The organism is Acidaminococcus sp. AM05-11 (genome assembly GCF_003472805.1).
Lineage (GTDB): Bacteria > Bacillota > Negativicutes > Acidaminococcales > Acidaminococcaceae > Acidaminococcus > Acidaminococcus hominis.
Map to the genome: position 1 here is coordinate 1 of NZ_QRMX01000037.1, position 15,801 is coordinate 15,801.

Genomic DNA, 15,801 nt, shown 5'->3' on the forward strand with positions numbered 1-15,801 from the left:
TTTATGGGGAAGGTGCCGCACAACGTGCGGCGGAAAGGGCGGCGACACTTCCTGAGCGGTTCGCTGCTAGCCAGTCATTTTCGCCTTGCAGGCTCAATTTCTGGGCAGCTATCGCATGGGCCTTATTGACCAAACAGCCACTTGCAGAATGTGTCGGGCTGTTTGGATGCGGCCGCAATGCTTGCAGGAAGCGTTCTATACCACTACTGGTCAGGTAACAGACTAGGGGTAGTGCAGACATTTACGAACTATGCTGCTTTGCTATACCCGTTTAGTACATGACTCGTAGTGGTCTAAGACTGGCCCCTGCAAGCGTGAAGGGGCCGTCAGTCCGCAGGACTGACTGAGGAAGTTTATTAGAATACGGTTATAAAGAACAAAAAAACGGCTTGCAAACTCTTTTGAGCTCGCAAGCTGTTTTTTCTTTCGGGGTAGGTATTATTTCACACCCCCTTTTTCGTATACTACCTCAAAAGGAGTTTCAAGAGCCCCGCTACGCTTAATTGCGCTGGGGTGAGGAACTCCTTTTTTATGCCTTACAGCAAATTCAGCTGCCGCCCCAGCTTTTCTGCTTCTGCCAAATCCTTGGGGAATTGCAGGCTGTGATGGGCCTGTTTATCCCCTTCACTAAAGCTGGCCATGTTGTACTGGCTGTAATCCTTCACCTGAAGGGTATCACAGGAGGCCAGGGTAAAAATCTGTCCGCCCAAGATGTGGAACAGCTCCGCTTCCCCAGCCCATTTGGTCTTGTAATGTTCTTCGTAATATTCCTTGGGAGCGTTCATGGTATAAATCAGCCCCACCTGGATATGTCCATGGAAATAGGAAGAATAGTCATCGTAAGAAAAACCGCAGAAAATCAGCCGTTCCAAAAAAGCCTTCAGCTGAGCCACCGGCTCCCCAAAATAGATGGGCGTACCGATAATCAGCGTATCAGCCTGGTAAATCTTGTCAATGAGCGGAGAATAGTCGTCGGGCCATACGCAGTGGCAGCGCTTCCCGCTCTTGCTCTTGCAGGCCAGGCAGCTCCGGCAGCCGGAACCCTTCAAATCATACAAATGAACCAGTTCCGTTTCCGAGCCCGCCGCCTTGGCGCCCCGCTCTGCTGCCTCTACCAATTGGGCCGTATTCCAATCCTTCCGGGGACTGGCATTGATGAGTATTGTCTTTTTCATAGGAACTCCTTCTTTCGCAAACCTAGCGCAATTGTTGTACACATCTATTATACACCCATCTCCCAGCTTCCACCTGCACTTTCCGCTTTTAGGAGAAAAATATCGCCGTGCGCTGGGGCTACGTGTCACGCCCTTTGGGCTGGCCAGTTGGGTTCGCTTTAACTTTAACCGCCGGAGCCCCACCACACACGGAAAAAGGCCCGCATCCCTAAGGACGCGGGCCAAACTTGTTTTGCAATTATTTCGGGTAGTTGTTGGAGGAATTTTCCTTCAGCAATACGTCGTGGGCACCGCCTTCTACCAAGCTGGTAGCAGAAACCAAAGTCAGTTTGGCTTTCTTCTGCAATTCAGGAATGGTGAGCGCACCGCAGTTGCACATGGTGGAACGAATCTTGGAGGTGGTCAGGTTTACGTTGTCCTTCAGGCTGCCTGCGTAAGGAACGTAGGAATCAACGCCTTCTTCGAAGGACAGCTTCTTGTCGCCGCCCAGATCGTACCGCTGCCAGTTGCGGGCACGGGCAGAACCTTCGCCCCAGTACTCTTTCATGTAGGTGCCGTTGATGTTCACCTTGTTGGTAGGAGATTCATCGAAGCGGGCAAAATAGCGGCCCAGCATGATGAAGTCAGCACCCATGGCCAGAGCCAGGGTCATGTGGTAATCGTACACAATGCCGCCGTCGGAGCAGATGGGCACGTAGATACCGGTTTCCTTGTAGTATTCGTCCCGGGCTTTGGCTACTTCAATCACTGCGGTAGCCTGGCCGCGGCCGATACCTTTTTGTTCACGGGTAATGCAGATGGAACCGCCGCCGATACCGATTTTCACAAAATCAGCACCGCATTCCGCCAGGAAGCGGAAGCCTTCAGCGTCAACCACGTTGCCGGCGCCAACCTTTACAGAGTCGCCATATTTGGCACGAATCCATTCCAGGGTCCGTTTTTGCCATTCGCTGTAGCCTTCGGAGGAGTCGATGCACAGCACATCGGCACCAGCTTCCACCAGAGCAGGAACGCGCTGTTCATAGTCCCGGGTGTTGATGCCGGCACCTACTACGTGGCGCTTCTTGTCGTCCAGCAGTTCCAGCGGATACTGCTTATGGGTGGAATAGTCCTTGCGGAATACCATGTACATCAGGTTGCCGTCTTTGTCAATGATGGGCAGGGTATTCAGCTTGTGTTCCCAGATAATGTCGTTGGCTTGCTTCAGCGTAGTATCGCTGGTACCAATGACCATATCCGCTACAGGGGTCATGAAGTCCTTTACCAGGTCCGTCATTTGCATCCGGCTGATCCGGTAGTCACGGCTGGTCACAATCCCTTCCAGATGACCATGTACGGAGCCGTCAGAAGTAACTGCCATGGTAGAATGGCCGGTTCTTTCCTTCAGAGCCAGTACATCAGCCAGGGTGCAGTCAGGCCGCAGGTTGGAATCGCTGACTACGAAACCGGCTTTATAGCTTTTTACCCGGGCAACCATGGCTGCTTCGCTTTCAATGCTCTGGGAACCGTAGATGAAGGACAAGCCGCCTTCACGGGACAGGGCAATGGCCATGTTGTCGTCGGATACGGACTGCATGATTGCAGACACCAGGGGAATATTCAATGTCAAGGGTGCTTGTTCACCCTTCTTAAATTTTACCAGCGGTGTTTTCAAACTCACATTTGCAGGAATGCATTCGCTGGAAGAGTATCCAGGCACCAAGAGGTACTCACTAAAAGTGTGCGCAGGTTCATCATAAATAAAAGCCATTGTAATCCCCCTTTTGAAGTATTTTTTCTATTCTAGCACCACACTGTCACAATTGCAACAATTTATTTCAATCTTTTTAAGGCTCTCCAGGCAATATCGTGACGATAGTGCACACCTTCAAAATGGATCTTTTCTACAGCGGCGTAAGCCTTCTTCTGGGCCGCAGCAATGGAGTCGTCCACAGCCGTAACACCCAGTACCCGACCGCCGTTAGTGACAATCTGGCCGTCCTTTTCCTTGGTCCCGGCGTGGAAAACCACCACCTGGTCCAGGGCGCCAGCTTCTGCAAGGCCGGTAATGGGCAGGCCTTTGGGATAGGATTCCGGATAGCCGCCGGAAGCCATAACCACGCACACCGCAGCCTTGGTGCTCCATTTTACCAGGTCCGGCGTCAGGGTACCCGTGGAGCAGGCCACCATAATCTGAGCCAGGTCGCTGTCCAAGAGGGGCAGCACTACCTGGGTTTCCGGATCCCCAAAACGGGCGTTGAATTCTACTACCTTAATGCTGTCGCCTTTGATCATCAGGCCAGCGTACAGGCAGCCCGTGTAGGTGCGGCCTTCCTTGGCCAGGGCATCTACCACCGGGCGCAGAATGGTTTCCACCGTCTTCTGCTTCAGGGCGTCCGTCATCACCGGAGCCGGGCAGTAAGCCCCCATGCCGCCGGTGTTGGGGCCTTCGTCCCCATCGTTCACCCGTTTATGGTCCTGGGCAGCCAGCATGGGCACAATGGTCTTGCCGTCCGTAAAGGCCAGGAGAGAAGCTTCCTCCCCTTCCATAAATTCTTCGATAACCACCCGGTTGCCGGCGGTGCCAAACTTGTGGTTGCCCATCATCTCGTCCAAAGCGTCCAGGGCTTCCTGCTTGGTCATGGCTACCACCACGCCCTTGCCGGCTGCCAGGCCGTCCGCCTTGATGACGATGGGAGCGCCCTTTTCCTCTACAAAGGCCCGGGCGTCCGCCAGGTTGTCACAGACCTTGAAAAAGGCCGTGGGAATATGGTATTTCTCCATTAGTTCCTTGGAGAAAATCTTGGAACCTTCAATTTCCGCAGCCTTGGCGCTGGGTCCAAAAATGGTCAGGCCCCGGCCTCTGAAAACGTCCACAATCCCGGCCACCAGAGGGGCTTCCGGCCCCACTACGGTCAGGTCGATTTGATGTTCCTCAGCCCAGTCCGCCAGCCCTTCCAGGTTGGTTACGTCCAGGTCCACACATTCTGCCAGGTTCTTCATGCCGGGATTGCCCGGTGCTGCATATACTTTATCCACACTGGGGCTTTGGGCCAATTTCCATACCAGGGTATGTTCCCGGCCGCCGCCGCCAATTACCAATACCTGCATCTTGCTCCCCCTTATGCCTTTTCGCTGTCCAGCTGCTTTTTCAGATAGGCGCTGATGGCCGTATCATAGGCTGCCGTATGGGCAAAGGCTTCCTGGGCCAGCATTTTCCGGGTATGCAGGTCGATATCGCCCTTTTCGTCCAGCAGCTTCATCAGGCCTTCATAACGGTCCGGATTGGTGATGATCACCACATCGTGGAAGTTCTTGGCAGAAGCCCGCACCATGGCAGGGCCGCCGATGTCGATGTTCTCGATGGCTTCCGCTTCCGTTACGCCAGGTTTGGCAATGGTCTGTTCAAAAGGATACAGATTGCACACCACCAGGTCGATGGGGCGAATGCCGTTGTCCTTCATGTCCTGCATATGCTGGGGATTGCTGCGGATGGCCAGAATGCCCCCGTGAATTTTCGGGTTCAGGGTTTTTACCCGGCCGTCCATCATTTCCGGGGTACCGGTCACGTCACTGACATAGGTGACAGGAATCCCTGCAGCCTTGATGGCTTTCATGGTGCCGCCGGTGGAAATGATTTCAATGCCTTTCTTATGCAGGAAAGCAGCCAGTTCCACAATGCCTTTTTTATCGGATACACTCAACAATGCTCTTGCAATGGTCATAACGCGCTACTCCTTCCGGATTTTTACTTTTCTGCCTTTGACTTCCAGCCGATTTTCCGCCCACAGCTTCACCACTTCCGGCAGGATGGTATGTTCCTGCACCAGAATCCGGGCAGCCAGGGTATCGTGGGTATCCTCATCCATGACAGGCACCGCAGCCTGCATAATGATGGGCCCCGTGTCCATGCCGGCATCCACAAAGTGCACCGTGCAGCCGGCAATCTTTACCCCGTAGTTCAGTGCCTGTCCCTGGGCGTCCAGGCCCGTAAAGGACGGCAAAAGCGCCGGGTGGATGTTGATAATCTGATGGGGCCAGGAGTTTACAAAATCAGCGCTCAAAATGCGCATAAAGCCAGCCAGGACCACCAGTTCCACCTGTGCGTCCCGGAGCTTTTTGTCGATGGCCGCCTCAAAGGAGGCCTTGTCCTTGTAATCCTGCCGGGCAATGGCATAGTGGGCAATCCCCGCCTTTTGGGCCCGTTCCAGGGCGTAGGCTTCCGGACTGTCACTAATCACCACAGCCACTTCTATAGGAAGGTTTTCTTCCCGGATTTTGTCCAGGACGGCCTGAAAATTGCTTCCCCGGCCGCTGACCAAAACCCCGATTTTCCGCTTATTCACCGAATACGCCGCCTTTCAGCACAGTCTTCTTGGTGCCGGGTACCACTTCACCCAGTTCGTAGAAGGTTTCCCCTTCAGCCTTCAGATGCGCCCGCAGAGCCTCGGCTTCTTCCGGAGCCACAACCAGGACCATGCCCACGCCCATGTTGAAGGTGCGGTACATTTCCGGCCAGGGCACATTGCCCCATTTCTGGAGCTTCTTGAAGACCATGGGTACTTCCCAGGCATCTGCATGTACCAGGGCGTCGCAGCCTTCCGGCAGGATCCGGGGAATGTTGTCGTAGAAACCGCCGCCGGTAATGTGTACCATGCCGTGGAGGTTGAACTTGTGAATCAGCGGCAGCACCGTGCGGGGATACAGCCGGGTAGGCGTCAGCAGTTCTTCGCCCAGGGTTTTGCCAAATTCCGGAATCATAGTGTCCACGGACAGGCCCTGTGCTTCAAAGCAGATCTTCCGCACCAGGGAGAAGCCGTTGGAATGCACGCCCGTAGAAGGCAGGCCCAAGAGCACGTCCCCCGGTTTTACCTGGTCCCCGGTAATCATCTTGTCCCGTTCCACAACGCCCACGGAGAAGCCGGCAATATCGTATTCATCTTTGGCATAGAAGCCGGCCATTTCCGCCGTTTCCCCGCCAATCAAAGCACAGCCGGATTCCTTGCAGGCCCCGGCCACACCCTTAACGATGTCGGCAATCTTCTGGGAGTCTACTTTTGCCGTAGCAATATAGTCCAGGAAGAACAGCGGTTCAGCACCCTGCACCAGGATATCGTTGACGCACATGGCCACAGCGTCCTGACCAATGGTGTCGTGACGGTCCATCATAAAAGCAATCTTCAGTTTGGTGCCCACGCCATCGGTACCGGATACCAGGACCGGATCCTTGTACTTATTGCCCAGGGCAAACAGGCCGCCGAAGCCGCCCAGGTCCCCGATTACTTCCGGACGGTACGTAGCCCGCACACTGTCCTTCATCAATTCAACGGCTTTGTTGCCGGCATCAATATCTACACCTGCATCTGCATAGGTAATAACCTTTTTCTCAGTCACGCTGTTTCCTCCTCAGCAACTCGTCTCAAACTGGAATTTGGAGCCCAGCTCCATTTCTTTATCTGCTCCATCTGGATACTTGGCGTTGAAGCAGGCATAGCACATATCATCGGGGTTCAGCACGGACAGGGAACTGCGCAGACCTTCCATACTAATATAATGAAGGCTGTCAGCCTTGATGTATTCCCGGATTTCTTCTTCCGTCTTGCTGGCGGCAATCAGTTCCTTCCGTTCAGAAGTATCAATGCCGTAGTAGCAGGAATCCATAACCGGAGGAGAGCTGATGCACACGTGCACCGCCGTAGCCCCGGCATCCCGCAGCAGCTGGACAATCTTGCCGCTGGTAGTGCCCCGGACGATGGAGTCGTCCACCATCACCACGGATTTGCCGGCCACCAGGCTCCGGTTGGCATTCAGCTTCAGGCGTACCGCGTTCAGCCGCTGCTTTTGGGTGGGCTGAATGAAGGTACGGCCAATGTATTTGTTCTTGGTCAGACCTTCCACAAAGGGAATGCCTGCTTCCAGGCCGTAGCCAATAGCAGCAGGGGTACCGGAATCAGGCACGGAGATAACAATATCCGCCTTGATGTTCTTGGTTTCCCGAGCCAGCTGCCGGCCCATGTTGATCCGGGCCTGGTAAATGCTTTCCCCGTCCATAATGCTGTCCGGACGGGCAAAATACACGTATTCAAACACGCAGTGGGCCAGATGTTCCGGCTTGTGGGTGCTGTACATAATGCTCTTGGGTTCGGCGTTTTCATCGTCAATGACAATCATTTCGCCGGCTTCCAAATCCCGCACGTATTTGGCCCCTACCAGGTCCAAGGCACAGGTTTCCGAAGCCACCACCCAGCCCTTGTCCAAGCGGCCCAGGCACAGCGGCCGGAAGCCATAGGGATCCCGGAAAGCAATCAGCTGTTCGTCGTTCATAATCAGGATGGAAAAGGCACCCTTAATGGTGTTGGCAGCTTCCGCCACCCGTTCCGGCAGCGTTGCTTTCCGGCTCCGGGTAATCAAAGACAGCACCACTTCGCTGTCCACCGTGGTCTGGAACATAGCGCCTTCCTTGGCCAATTGAGAACGCAGCTGGGCTGCATTGGTCAGGTTCCCATTATGGGACAGGGCCAAGTTGCCGCCATCATAAAAAACTTTCAGAGGCTGAACATTGTAGGGAATGCTGGAACCCGTAGTGGAATAACGCACGTGGCCAATAGCCATATAGCCGTCCAGTCCCCGGACCCCGTCCTTGAACACATCATTGACCAAACCCATGGCCTTTTTGATATGCATATGGCGGCCGTCGGATACGGCAATGCCGGCACTTTCCTGGCCTCTATGCTGCAGGGCAAACAAGCCCCAGTAGGTATTGAGCGCTACATCATCTTTTTTCGAATAAATGCCGAATACGCCGCATTCTTCGTGCAGCTTATCCTCTGCAAAGTCTCTTTCCGTCATAGTTCCTCCTGAACTTATTGCTTATTGGCCGCAGCGCGGGTGGCAGCCAGTTTTTCGCCTTTTGCTTTTACTTCTTCCTGCATTTGTTTTCTATGGGCAGCCAGTTTTTCCACCAGTTCCGGATACTTTTCAGCCAGGATTTGGACAGCAAACAAAGCCGCATTCTTGGCCCCGTTAATGGCCATGGTAGCCACAGGGATTCCAGAAGGCATTTGGACAAAGCTCAAGAGAGCGTCTACGCCATTTAAGGCCGTAGCATTGATAGGCACGCCGATCACCGGCAGGGTGGTATAGGAAGCAATTACGCCGCCCAGATGAGCCGCAGCCCCGGCAGCCGCAATAATCACTTCTACGCCCCGGTCTCTGGCACCGGCAGCAAATTCCTTTACCAGCTCAGGAGTGCGGTGTGCACTGGCAACCACAACTTCCACTTCAACGCCGAAATCCTTCAAGGTTTTTTCAGCAGGTTCCAAAACAGGCCAATCAGAATTACTTCCCATAATCAATGCAACTTTCATATCAGCACCTCCAAAGAAAAAAGGCTCAAGAGTCCTTCTAGCATCAATGTATCGGTTACTCCCAAGCCAAACTGTGACCAGCTTAATTCGTATTATCATTCTATCAATGCTATTGGGCAATGTCAATATTTTATCGAACTTTTATCATATATGTTACACTATCGTTCGTAATAATCGAAAACTTTTCAATTTGTAGCCCCCATTTCACTAAAAGCATACTATAATAGTAATATAAGAGGTGATTCCTATGCTGCATTTTTGGCGAAAAGCAGCCCTGCTGCCGCTTTTCCTTTTTACTCTAGTGGCCGCTTTCCCCAGGGCAGGTGAGCTGTCCCCGGCTATAGCCGTGCCCCATCCTTCCCTGGGCAGCGGCTCCTCCATTCCTACGCCCCACGTAAGCCAGCCCCAGGTGAGCACCCATCCCGTTTCCGTACCCACCCCGGTGCCCCACGCCCCAGCCCGGATTCCCCAGGTGCGTTCCCTGCCCATTCCGGAGCCCCAGGTGACCACGCCGCAGGTGACGGCCCCCAGCCGTAGCCCCCAGCCCTATGTGAGCCCCGTGGTTCCCGGCGCCGGAGAAAAACTGGACGTGTACCGGCCCGGCCTTACCCTGTTTTCCTGGGAAGCACCCCGTACCTACGGCGTCTTTGGCCAGTACACCACCCTGTTCCCCTACCGCCACGACCCGAACTATACAGCCGGCTGGTGGAAGCCCTGGCCCCTCCTTTCCCCGGAAGACCTGTTCCGCACCCGTCTCTTGGGCCAGCCCCTGGAAACTGTCATTCATTAACAAAAATGACCTTCCTGCCGCAAAAGCAGAAAGGTCATTTTTTATTCACTTACTTCGTAAAGGGTACAACGCCTTCCACCGCCTGGGCAGCGGTAATCCGCTGTCCTTCATGGTCCAGGTCGATGAGCACATACTTGCTGTTGCCCATGCCCAGTTCTTCCATATAGGTCAGCTGGCGCAACCCGTGCCGGGATTCCATCCGTTCCACCAGGTCGTGGTGGTCCTTTTCCTGCATGGCGTACACCATATCAATGGAAGCCTGGTCCACGGACAAAATATCCAGGGACGCTGTAATGCCTACGTTAGGAGTTACCACCGGCTGAGCCGCTACCCCTTCGCAGTCGCAGGACACGGACATATTCCGCAGCACATTGATGTAGGCCACATGGCCGGCAAAATAATCAATGGTGGCCTTGGTGGATTCCGTCATCCGTTCCATAAATTCTTCCTTGGCAATATCCCATTGGTTGGGCTGCCCCGGAGTGGTATGGATCATGGCCTTGCCAATCCGGCCGTCAGCGCAGCCAATGCCGATGTTCTTGTCAGAGCCCCCAAAACCGCCCTGGACATGGCCCTTAAAATGGGTCAGGGCCAGCAGGGAATCGTAATTGGTCAAATGGCTGCCCATGGACATTTCCGTAAACCACTTGCCGCCCTTGACCGGCAGCATAACCGTGCCTTCCTCGTCCAGGATATCCACCGGAGCAAAGGTCCAGCCGTTGGTTTCCAGGGTCTTCCGGTGCTCCTCCGTGGTGTACCGGCCGCCCTCGTAATAAGTGTTGGTTTCAATAATGGAAGCCGTGGGCAGACGCTTTTCCAGCAGTTCCTTCACCCAGGGCCGGGGAATGATGTTGGGACCGTGGGGTTCACCCGTATGGAGCTTGACCCCCACCTTGCCGGTCAAATGGGCCGAAATCTTATCGTAAATCTTCAGCAGCCCTTGGGCGGACAAATCCCGGGTAAAATACACAATGGATTCATTGCCCGTTCTTTTTTCATAGGGAATATACGTATCACCGTCAAAACGAGTTACCTTTTTTTCTGTCATAGGAATTCCTCCTTCAGCTAAAACCATGGGTTGTGCAGAATTCGCACAGTCTTGCATACTACCATTGTACTCGCCTTTCAGGACTTTTTCCAATGCCTATCCTCTTTTTGCCGTTATACCAAAAAAGCATGGTGCCAAAATGCAGCCAGCGGCCGCCCAATTACAGGCAGCCGCTGCGCTTTGTTTCTAGGTGGTTTTGTTGGTTTTGCGTACCATTACCGCAGGTAGATGGAGAAGATGAAGGAAGCTACCACCAGCACAATCCCGCCGCCAACACGGCTGGACAGCTGTGCATAAGAAATCAGTTCCAGCCGGCGAGCTGCCCCCAGTACCGCAACGTCCCCGGCGCCGCCCCGGTTAGCCATGCACAGGCCGGCGGTAATGGCCGTATCGATGGGATAGAAGCCCACCAGTTTGCCGGTCAGGGCACTGCCGATAATGGCACCGATAACTACCATCAGGGCAATCAGCACATTGCTGAAAGTCAGGGCTGCGGCCAATTGGCCCAGGTCAAAGTCCACACCCATGCAGACCATGACCAGCACAGCAATAATGGAAGCTGTAAAAGACTGGATTTTCTTGGCCGCCATCCGTACGCCCGGAGGAATAACCCCCAGCACAGCCAGGATAACTACAAACAAAATGGTATAGGCAAAGGCATGAATCTTGGCTCCCAGCACCACCGGGAACAAAATCTTACTGCACAGCAGGCCTACCGCATAGGCCGTGCCGGCCAGGAACAGGGCACCCCGGTAATCGTCCTTGGAGGGGGTGATATCCAGGTCCGGTTTGATCAGGTTTTGGTCCGTAGGCATAATGTTGGTCCGGTCCCCGGTCCATTCCGGTTTCTTTTCGCCCAGCTTGTCCAAAAGAGCTCCGGCGAGAATGCAGATCAGGTTGGCAATGGTCAGAATGATAATGGCAAAGGAGTAATAGTTGGCTGCCGGCTGCCCTGTCACCTGCTCATAAATCTGGGACAGAGGAATGGCACCGGCCCCGTTGCCGCCGCCCATAATGGGCAGAACAAATTGAATCATGGCGTTAGGCGGGGTAACCCCAAAGACTAGGCCAATGGCAATACCGAAAATGGAAGCACCCAGAAGGCTGCCGAACAGGGCGGGAATATACCCGGCAAAGCTGCGGATTAAGACCTTCCGGTCCAGAGCCAAAATGGAACCCAGAATCAAGAAGATGATGAATACCGTCAAGAGGCCCGTGGTCCCCTGCTCCGTATCCATAATGGCCTTCACATATTTCACAGGAATCAGGTCCGCCTGCTTCAGGGCAGCCACCCCGAAGAATACCATCAGAAGGCCCCCGCCGATATACGTATTCCAGATGGGAAGCTTTTCCCCCAGCTTATACAGGAACAGGGTCAGCATCCCGGTAATGCCCAGGAACCCAATAAAGTCCGTACTCAGGACGCCTCTGGACATCAAATAAGCAACAATAGCAGAAAACAGCAGATATAAGTACCAGGGAAGTCCCCCCAAACATCAAGAAATCACTTTTCTTTTCGTTCACGACTGCACGCTCCTTTTTTGTCGGGATCCGGATCCGATTGATACATTTAGTATAAGGTAATTCTGATTTTTTCGATAATACTAGCTTATTATCTGTTAATAAGTCTAGGTTATAAGCCATGAATAAAACTAATTATCCGATGCATTTTTTAGAAGGTTTGCTTCCGCTGACTTCACACACTTTTCCTAAATTCCTCTCATGCAGCAAAAATTTTCCAGTGCTACAATAAGGACAGTGAAACCTCACGAAGGAGCTGATTCCATGCAAACCTCTAAACAAGCGGCGCTTCTCTGCGCCCTCTGTCTGCTGGGTACCGGCACGGCCCTGGCCGCCCCGGCCGCCCCAGCAGCCTCTTCGGCAGCGGCCCCGGTGACCCAAAAGGCCCCCGCCTCTGCCGTTACTTCTGTCACCGCCATTGCCCATAACTACGGCTTTGGCGAAGCCATTTCCCAGGTGGCCCTGCGCTACCCTGAAAAAATTGCCGCAGCCCAACTGTCCCCCAGCGATTTTCTGGTGCCGGGAGCTGCCATTTCTGCCGTCTATCCTTCTGACAAAGCCTACCCTGCCCAAAAAGCGGACAAGGGCCAATACGTGATTCTGGAGCTGGAGCACAAGAATCCCCAGTCCGATATGCCCCTGCCCCAGCGTGCCCCCAGAAAGGACGAGGCAGGAGCCAAACACCCCGGGGACGCCTCCTCCCACAGCGACCGGACAATGCCGGACCTGAGTCTTTCCGTGACCCAGCTAAAGCCCCTTACCAGCGTCAAGGGCACCACCTTTGCACCCACCACGGCACCCCTTACTGCCACCACTACCCTGGAACCAGAGCTCCAGGGCTTTACCGCCGGCACCTATACGGACCCCCAGGTGGGCGCCTCCATTCCCTATTATCTCTATCTGCCCGCCCATTATAATCCCAAGAAAAAGTACCCCCTGATGGTGTTTATTCCCGACGCCAGCACCAATATCGACAATTCCAAAATCACCCTGGTCCAGGGCAACGGCGCCACCATTTGGGCCTCCCCAGAAGAACAGGCCAAGCACCCCTCCCTGGTGCTGGCCGTCCAGTATCCCCAGCGCCTGGTGGATTCCCTGGGCATGATGACCACCGACGATAATGTCTGGACCCCAGGGCTGACCCTGGTGACCGACCTGATCCACCACATTGCGGACACCTACAGCGTGGACCCGGACCGAATCTACGGCACCGGCCAATCCCAAGGCGGCATGGCCAATATCGCCATCAGCGACAAGTACCCCGACCTTTTTGCTGCCCAGTTCCTGGTGGCCTGCCAATGGAATACCCAGGAAATGGAAGCCCTGAAGGACAAGAAACTGTGGATTCTGGTGATCCAGGGCGATACCAAAGCCTTCCCGGCCATGAACGATGCTGTCAGCCGCTGGCAAAAACTGGGCACCCAGGTGGCCACCGCCCCCTACTGGGACAGCCATTCCACCCAGGAGCAATTCTCCCACCTGGTGGGCCAGCTGGAACACCAGAACGCCCCCATCAACTACAGCGTCTTCCAAAACGGCAACCACATGTACACCTGGACCATTGCCTATAATATCCCTGGCATCAGGGACTGGGTCTACCTCCAAAGCCGGTCGGACAAGCCCGTTTTCTTCCAAACGAACCAGCTTTCCGCCTAGCAGAAACGGGAACTGGCCGGCCAGCTGCTAAACCAGGGCATCAGCGCCTATAAGGAAGGGACTTCCCAGGGCGATGCCCGGGCCTTGGCCTATTTCCAGGAAGCAGACCGGCTGGGCCATTTCAAGGCCGCCCGGTACCTGGGTCTCCTGTACGCCGAAGGCCGGGGCGTGCCCCAAAGTGACAAAAAAGCGGCCGCCTTCTACCAGAAAGCAGCCAAAGCCGGGGACATTACCGGCACCACCCTGCTGGGTGCCTGCTACGAAAACGGGAAAGGCGTACCCCAAAATGATGCCAAAGCCCTGGTTCTGTACCAAAAAGCCGGAGAACGCGGTGATATTATTGCCGCCCCCGCCCTTTTTGCAGAAGCAAGGCTGTACGAATTGGGCAAAGGCACTGCCCCGGACCTGGCAAAAGCCAAGGCCCTGTATGAACAGGCCGCCAAGGCCGGCTACCAGCCTGCCAAGGACAAACTGGCCCAGTGGAAATAACGCATATTCTGCACAAAAAATGAGGGTGTGGAATAATACTTACCCCAGAACAAAAAAACGGCTTACGAGCTCAAAAGAGTTCGCAAGCCGTTTTTTGTTCGTTATGCCGTATCCAAACCTCAAAACTTCCTCAGTCAGTCCTGCGGACTGACAGCCCCTGAGTGGTTCGCCGTGCTCCGTTTCCCTCCACCCTACGGGTTCGGCTCACGGACGGCTATCACATGGCTCACATGATCCAAGAGTCCTTAGAAATTCTGCCGGACTCTTGGATGTGAGCGCAACGCTTTGGATGGGCCGGTCTTAAGCCTATACTGGTCGTGTGCTAAACGGGTTTTGAGATGAAATCATGGTATGTATATACTAGCACTACCCTTCTCTGTCACTTGACCAGTAGAGGTCTGGAATGCTTCCTGCAAGCATTGCGGCCGCATCCAAACAGCCCAACAAATTCTACAAGTGGCTGTTTGGTCAATAAGGCCCATGCGATAGCTGCCCAGGAATTGAGCCTGTAAGGCGAAAATGACTGGCTAGCAGCGAACCGCTCAGGAAGTGTCGCCGCAAGGCGACGATAGAAGTTTTATTTTTTCATCTGTGCTTATTTCAAATTTTCCTTAAAGAAGCTTTCAATCTTGTCAAACGGAATCACGTCCATCTTGTAGTACAGGTCCGTATGCACCGCACCGGGGATGATCAGCAGTTCCTTGTTATTGCCCTCCATTCTCTTGAACACATCTTCGCTGAAATACCGGGAATGGGCCTTTTCCCCATGGATCAGCAGCACCGGCGTTTCAATCTCGTCCGCATACACATCAATGGGCATATTGGCAAAATTCAATACCGAGCTCAGAGTTGCCCCAGTAGTGGAACCAAAGGAACGAGGATGGTACCCCAGTTTGGTCTGGTAGTAGTCATGATAATCCTTGACGAATTGGGGCGTATCCTTGGTCACTTCCGTAATTACCCCGCCGGCCATTTTGTAGGTGCCGTTTTTGTAGTCCAGGGTCCGCTGTGCACTGATGCTCTCCCGCAGGGCCTTCCGTTCTGCCTTGATGTCTTCGGGCTTCCGGCCGTTGTCAAAGTAGCCGTTGGCAATCACCCGGCTCATATCGTACATGGTGGAGGTTACCGTAGCCTTGATCCGGGGGTCCATGGCTGCTGCGTTAATGGCAAAGCCGCCCCAGCCGCAGATGCCCACAATGCCGATTTTCTGGGGATTCACGTCATTGCGGTTAGACAGATAGTCCACCGCTGCGGATAAGTCCTCCGTGTTGATGTCCGGAGACGTGGTGTTTCGGGGTTCCCCTGCAGATTCCCCCGTAAAGGACGGGTCAAAAGCCAGGGTCAAAAAGCCCCGGGCAGCCAGTTCCTGGGCATACCGGCCGGACACCTGTTCCTTCACTGCGCCGTAGGGCCCTGCCAGGGCAATGGCTTCGTATTTTTCCCCGGCCTTGTGATTTTTCGGCGTGTACAGGTTCCCCACCAGGGTAATCCCAAACCGGTTGTGGAAGGTCACCTTCTGGTGAGCCACCCGCTGATCCTCCGGGAAAGTCTTATCCCAGGCATTGGACAGCTTGGACGCATCAATGGTTTCCTTGACTGCCACCGAAGGTTTCACTTCTGCCCGCTTAAAGTCCTCCGCTGCCTCTGCGTCCAGGCCAAAGCCTGCCATAAAAAGACCGCAGGACAGCATTACCAAAATCCGTTTTGCCAGCTTACTTTTTTGGGCTCTTCACGTTTTATTGTGGGATGGCAGATTTCTGCCATCCTTCTTTTATG

14 protein-coding genes are annotated in these 15,801 nt (G+C 54.2%); 3 read left to right on the forward strand and 11 right to left on the reverse strand.

Annotated elements, in window-relative coordinates; genetic code table 11:
- Positions 1-536 precede the first annotated feature (536 nt).
- The 8 genes from DW089_RS10325 to purE all read right to left on the reverse strand — a co-directional run bounded on the left by DW089_RS10325 (position 537) and on the right by purE (position 8,521).
- The gene (locus tag DW089_RS10325; protein WP_105325766.1) at positions 537-1,175 is read right to left on the reverse strand and encodes a flavodoxin family protein; all 639 of its coding nucleotides are present in this window, start codon (positions 1,173-1,175) and stop codon (positions 537-539) included.
- Positions 1,176-1,413: 238 nt separating this feature from the next.
- Complete coding sequence (locus DW089_RS10330; RefSeq protein ID WP_105325767.1) at positions 1,414-2,925, reverse strand: IMP dehydrogenase; 1,512 nt, start codon at positions 2,923-2,925, stop codon at positions 1,414-1,416.
- A 62-nt stretch (positions 2,926-2,987) separates the two neighbouring features.
- Positions 2,988-4,265: a phosphoribosylamine--glycine ligase gene (gene purD / locus DW089_RS10335; protein ID WP_105325768.1), complete on the reverse strand. Its 1,278-nt coding sequence runs from the start codon at positions 4,263-4,265 to the stop codon at positions 2,988-2,990.
- A gap of 11 nt (positions 4,266-4,276) precedes the next feature.
- Positions 4,277-4,879 carry an IMP cyclohydrolase gene (locus DW089_RS10340; RefSeq protein ID WP_105325769.1) on the reverse strand — a complete coding sequence of 201 codons (603 nt, stop codon included), beginning with the start codon at positions 4,877-4,879 and terminating at the stop codon, positions 4,277-4,279.
- A 6-nt stretch (positions 4,880-4,885) separates the two neighbouring features.
- On the reverse strand, positions 4,886-5,500 hold the full coding sequence (gene purN, locus DW089_RS10345) for a phosphoribosylglycinamide formyltransferase (RefSeq protein ID WP_105325770.1): 615 nt from the start codon (positions 5,498-5,500) through the stop codon (positions 4,886-4,888).
- Positions 5,493-6,548 carry a phosphoribosylformylglycinamidine cyclo-ligase gene (purM, locus tag DW089_RS10350; protein WP_118287247.1) on the reverse strand — a complete coding sequence of 352 codons (1,056 nt, stop codon included), beginning with the start codon at positions 6,546-6,548 and terminating at the stop codon, positions 5,493-5,495. Before purM ends, purN begins: the two co-directional genes overlap by 8 nt.
- Positions 6,549-6,560: 12 nt before the next feature.
- Entirely contained in the window at positions 6,561-8,003 is a 1,443-nt protein-coding gene (gene purF, locus DW089_RS10355; protein WP_105325772.1) for an amidophosphoribosyltransferase, read from the reverse strand.
- Between the two features lie 14 nt (positions 8,004-8,017).
- Positions 8,018-8,521: a 5-(carboxyamino)imidazole ribonucleotide mutase gene (purE, locus tag DW089_RS10360; RefSeq protein WP_105325773.1), complete on the reverse strand. Its 504-nt coding sequence runs from the start codon at positions 8,519-8,521 to the stop codon at positions 8,018-8,020.
- Positions 8,522-8,768: 247 nt separating this feature from the next.
- On the opposite strand from purE, the gene DW089_RS10365 reads away from it, so the two are divergent.
- Positions 8,769-9,311: a hypothetical protein gene (locus DW089_RS10365; protein WP_118287248.1), complete on the forward strand. Its 543-nt coding sequence runs from the start codon at positions 8,769-8,771 to the stop codon at positions 9,309-9,311.
- 49 nt (positions 9,312-9,360) lie between these two features.
- Here DW089_RS10365 and DW089_RS10370 read toward each other — a convergent pair whose 3' ends face one another.
- Together DW089_RS10370 and DW089_RS10375 are read right to left on the reverse strand one after the other, a co-directional pair.
- The gene (locus DW089_RS10370) at positions 9,361-10,359 is read right to left on the reverse strand and encodes a DUF362 domain-containing protein (RefSeq protein WP_118287249.1); all 999 of its coding nucleotides are present in this window, start codon (positions 10,357-10,359) and stop codon (positions 9,361-9,363) included.
- A 215-nt stretch (positions 10,360-10,574) separates the two neighbouring features.
- Positions 10,575-11,852 (reverse strand): 2-hydroxycarboxylate transporter family protein, encoded by a 1,278-nt coding sequence (locus DW089_RS10375; RefSeq protein WP_105325777.1) that lies wholly within the window; start codon positions 11,850-11,852, stop codon positions 10,575-10,577.
- Positions 11,853-12,144: 292 nt separating this feature from the next.
- On the opposite strand from DW089_RS10375, the gene DW089_RS10380 reads away from it, so the two are divergent.
- Both DW089_RS10380 and DW089_RS10385 read left to right on the forward strand, forming a co-directional pair.
- The gene (locus DW089_RS10380; protein WP_158572367.1) at positions 12,145-13,536 is read left to right on the forward strand and encodes an esterase; all 1,392 of its coding nucleotides are present in this window, start codon (positions 12,145-12,147) and stop codon (positions 13,534-13,536) included.
- Positions 13,537-13,620: 84 nt separating this feature from the next.
- Positions 13,621-14,025: a tetratricopeptide repeat protein gene (locus DW089_RS10385; RefSeq protein WP_105325779.1), complete on the forward strand. Its 405-nt coding sequence runs from the start codon at positions 13,621-13,623 to the stop codon at positions 14,023-14,025.
- A 595-nt stretch (positions 14,026-14,620) separates the two neighbouring features.
- Here DW089_RS10385 and DW089_RS10390 read toward each other — a convergent pair.
- Positions 14,621-15,694, reverse strand: coding sequence for an alpha/beta hydrolase (locus DW089_RS10390; protein WP_199614896.1), 1,074 nt, complete (start codon positions 15,692-15,694; stop codon positions 14,621-14,623).
- Positions 15,695-15,801: the final 107 nt, after the last annotated feature.